General features: G+C 37.9%; 6 protein-coding genes. 4 read left to right on the forward strand and 2 right to left on the reverse strand.

Features of this window, described 5'->3' with window-relative positions; genetic code table 11:
- Positions 1-242, forward strand: a 242-nt coding sequence (locus WA010_RS08950; protein ID WP_422556786.1) for a hypothetical protein, incomplete at its 5' end; no start/stop codon positions are given.
- 545 nt (positions 243-787) lie between these two features.
- Here the strand turns inward: WA010_RS08950 and WA010_RS08955 are convergent.
- On the reverse strand, positions 788-1,516 hold the full coding sequence (locus WA010_RS08955; RefSeq protein WP_422556787.1) for a hypothetical protein: 729 nt from the start codon (positions 1,514-1,516) through the stop codon (positions 788-790).
- 11 nt (positions 1,517-1,527) lie between these two features.
- Positions 1,528-1,731 (reverse strand): helix-turn-helix domain-containing protein, encoded by a 204-nt coding sequence (locus WA010_RS08960; RefSeq protein ID WP_422556788.1) that lies wholly within the window; start codon positions 1,729-1,731, stop codon positions 1,528-1,530.
- Positions 1,732-1,853: 122 nt separating this feature from the next.
- On the opposite strand from WA010_RS08960, the gene WA010_RS08965 reads away from it, so the two are divergent.
- The 3 genes from WA010_RS08965 to WA010_RS08975 all read left to right on the forward strand — a co-directional run bounded on the left by WA010_RS08965 (position 1,854) and on the right by WA010_RS08975 (position 3,000).
- A complete protein-coding gene (locus tag WA010_RS08965; protein ID WP_422556789.1) occupies positions 1,854-2,201 on the forward strand; it encodes a hypothetical protein in 348 nt (115 codons plus the stop codon).
- Positions 2,202-2,311: 110 nt separating this feature from the next.
- Positions 2,312-2,713 (forward strand): hypothetical protein, encoded by a 402-nt coding sequence (locus tag WA010_RS08970; RefSeq protein ID WP_422556790.1) that lies wholly within the window; start codon positions 2,312-2,314, stop codon positions 2,711-2,713.
- Complete coding sequence (locus tag WA010_RS08975; RefSeq protein ID WP_422556791.1) at positions 2,713-3,000, forward strand: hypothetical protein; 288 nt, start codon at positions 2,713-2,715, stop codon at positions 2,998-3,000. The genes WA010_RS08970 and WA010_RS08975 overlap by 1 nt, the downstream gene beginning before the upstream one ends.
- The last annotated feature ends 90 nt before the right edge of the window (positions 3,001-3,090 follow it).

The raw sequence follows: 3,090 nt of genomic DNA on the forward strand, positions 1-3,090 counted from the left end.
TTGATGTGGTGGCGGACGAGGAGAGATTCGAAAAAAACCTACCCCGCTTTAACCCTCTTTTAACTTCCAAATCGTTGTTATTTCCGAATTATAACACACCTCTGTTTTGGGGGGCTGGGGGTTCCCCCAGTATGAGCGGGAGCGAACCGCTCTTAAGCGCAGATCATCCGATACATAAAAGCTTTTTCGTGGGGTCGATCTCTCAGAAACGCAATGGCAAAATACCCCCTCGTACTCAATGATAAAAAAAACTCCTAACTTCTAAAAAACCGCAGCGGGGATTCCGCCCGATCACTCACAATCACAATCCCAAAAAGAGATTCGAACTCATGGCTTAAATCGGAGTAGGGCGTCGTCGGTAGGCGTATCGACCGCGCCGCGCATTAGCGGCAGCGGGAGTAAGCCGACGGCGAGCCGCCGATACTTCGGCGGCGTCCCAAAGGGCGGCTACGCCGCCCGCCTTGTCAAATTATCAAAAGTTTTCAGACATTTTCTAAAATGGTCATTATTTCTATTTCTCTAAATTTCTGATATAATTCTTTTGTGTGACAACAACGATACTCTTTCCGTGTCACTAGCGGATAGATGAAGAGGGGTGATGGCTTTCGGGCTGTCGCCCTTTTTTTTTGCCAATTTTTTTGGCAAGGTAGGGGTGGGTGGGACTTCATTGAAAGGAGTACCGTTTCTTTGTCACCACGCATTTTGATAGTCTTTCTAATTGTAATGGCGTTCGCGCCAATATTACATTAGTCAAAAATGGGGAGTAGTGATCCCCGGGCTATCATCTTCACGGATATTGAATATTGATGTTACAAGTTTCTTTTGTCTGTACTAATAATTTATATTTTCCTTTTGGTACTTCTTTGTTGATTGCATATGATGAATATGTTCCGTTTGAAATTTCTTGATTGTTTTCACTAAGTAGTTTTATAGTTCCACAATATGTAGGATTTAGGTTAGCGTTAATGAATCCATCGTTCGACGTTTCAAATTCTCTTATTTGTTGATTCATTGAATGGTTAAAACGTGTTGTCCCCTTCTGTAAATTCTGAATGTATTCCCCTGTTGCTTTTGCTTGATCGTTTCCTCTTTGGCTACCTATGCTCATTTTCCCGATTTTATATTCAAAAATTATTCGGATCGGTGTTGGTTCATTTGGTTTCGGATAATTCTTAACTGCTTCTTCCAAAACCTTTTTGGTGATGTTGTCAAAACGTCTCTCATTACTTCTCGCTATGAACTCAATCCCTTTGATACTTCCATCAGTATTCAGGATCAGCTCTGCCACGTTCTTATCATCGATGAATTTTTCTTTTTTCAGATTGAGAGTTTCTTTTTTTAGTGTAGCTTCCGTGATAGATTGTATTTTGTCCATATTGTCTAAAATGTAGTTTTGTTGATTTAATGACAGCTTTTCAAATGAATCTCTATAGAGAGCTTTTGTATTTATCTTCACTTCAAAATCTGCCATCGCTCCTGAGCTGAGTATCAATAATCCTAAAATCCATTTTTTCACGGCTATCACTCCTACTTCAATTTAAACTTATTGCTACTAGTTGCTTTCTTTTTCATTTCTTTCAACTTTTCCAAATGTCGTTCCGCTTCTTCTATCTGATCTTCTACTGATAACCCTAAATTTATTAGTTTTACTAGTTCGGGCTTTTCTTTTTCCCAGTTGTTTAATGTGTTTCTACTTACATTTAAAAGCTCTGCAAGTTCTTCTCTTGTCATTTTATTGCTCATTTTATTGATTTATGCACAATTATTGTATTAATTCAACTTTCTTTAAGTTACAATAGTTTAGCATTAGTTTTAATAAATGCACAATAGTTGTGCAAATTGGAGTGATAGCCATGAAAAACACAAATCGCCAAACCTCACCTCTCGGTAGATCGACTAAAGAAGAAAAAGTAGGTCTATCACTCCTACGTCCCAAACTGTTTACAGTAGTTGGTGACACTTATAAATATTTTAACGAAGTTTTCCAAAATATCTCAAAAATCATTTCTAAGTCTAATCCATCTTTCATCTTTAATTTTGCTCGTCTTACTCAAAAAAAATTTAAAGACTTTGATATGTTTGTTTCTTTTCATGGTTTTTATACTTTTTCTTGCTCTCCTAAAAAAACTTTTAATACTTGCTCTTGGTTGATTGATCCAATTTATCAACGTGTTAATTTTAGTCTTATTTCTCGTTATTGATTTCCCGTCCCTGATCTGAGACGTTAAACCCGATCCCCCGTGATGACTATCACTCCCACGGGGTTAACAAAAAAAGAGAGATAAAAAATTTTGCCTATTTAGGAGTGAATATGTCAGTAATTAGCCAAGGTTTTGATACCTTTTTTCGTATTCGTGAAGTTGGAACAATCAAGCCTGGTGGATCAGGAACTATGGAAGGTCGTTCGTATGCTGCTTCTGTCAAATTTCGTTCTCAAATCGTTTTTACTAAAAATGATCCTCGTGTTGGTATGCAAGAAGTCGAAATAAATATTGAAGTGAAAATTCCTTGTGATGATGAAGATCAAGCCGTTAAGGTTACTGAGCTTGTCCGCAAACTTCGTACAAATAAAACTCCATTTTTTATTAGTGGTGATCTTCCTTTAACCCATGATAATGGAAAGAAAAAAGACGTTTATAACGTAACTTCTTTTGATCTTGGATCTGATTTTATTAAAAATCATGCTTCCGTACCATCACTAAAGGCTTCGTAATGAATTTGGCAGCGCGTGGATCACTGAATAATCAACGTGATGTAAGTCCAAAATCATTTTATTTTAAGGGGTTTCCTATGAAAAAAGTCACTTTGACTCAAAAAATCGCTCTTGTTGTTGCAGCTTCTGCTGTTATGGCTTCTAACGCTGCTGCTGCTTTGACTGCTGCTGACGTTCCAATGACTGACGCTAAAGCGGATATCACTTTGGTTTTCCTTGCTGTTTTGGGTGTTGCTGTAATTATTTTCGGCTATCGCAAAATTATGTCTCTCATTCAAGGGCACTAAAATGCAAAAAATCGTCCTTATAGCTCTTGCTTCAGGGGCGGTTTTCGCCTCTTCTCTTTCTGAAACTGTCGGGGATGCCGCTTCATCTTC

Origin of the sequence: Sulfuricurvum sp. (genome assembly GCF_049305995.1) — a bacterium.
Classification (GTDB): domain Bacteria; phylum Campylobacterota; class Campylobacteria; order Campylobacterales; family Sulfurimonadaceae; genus Sulfuricurvum.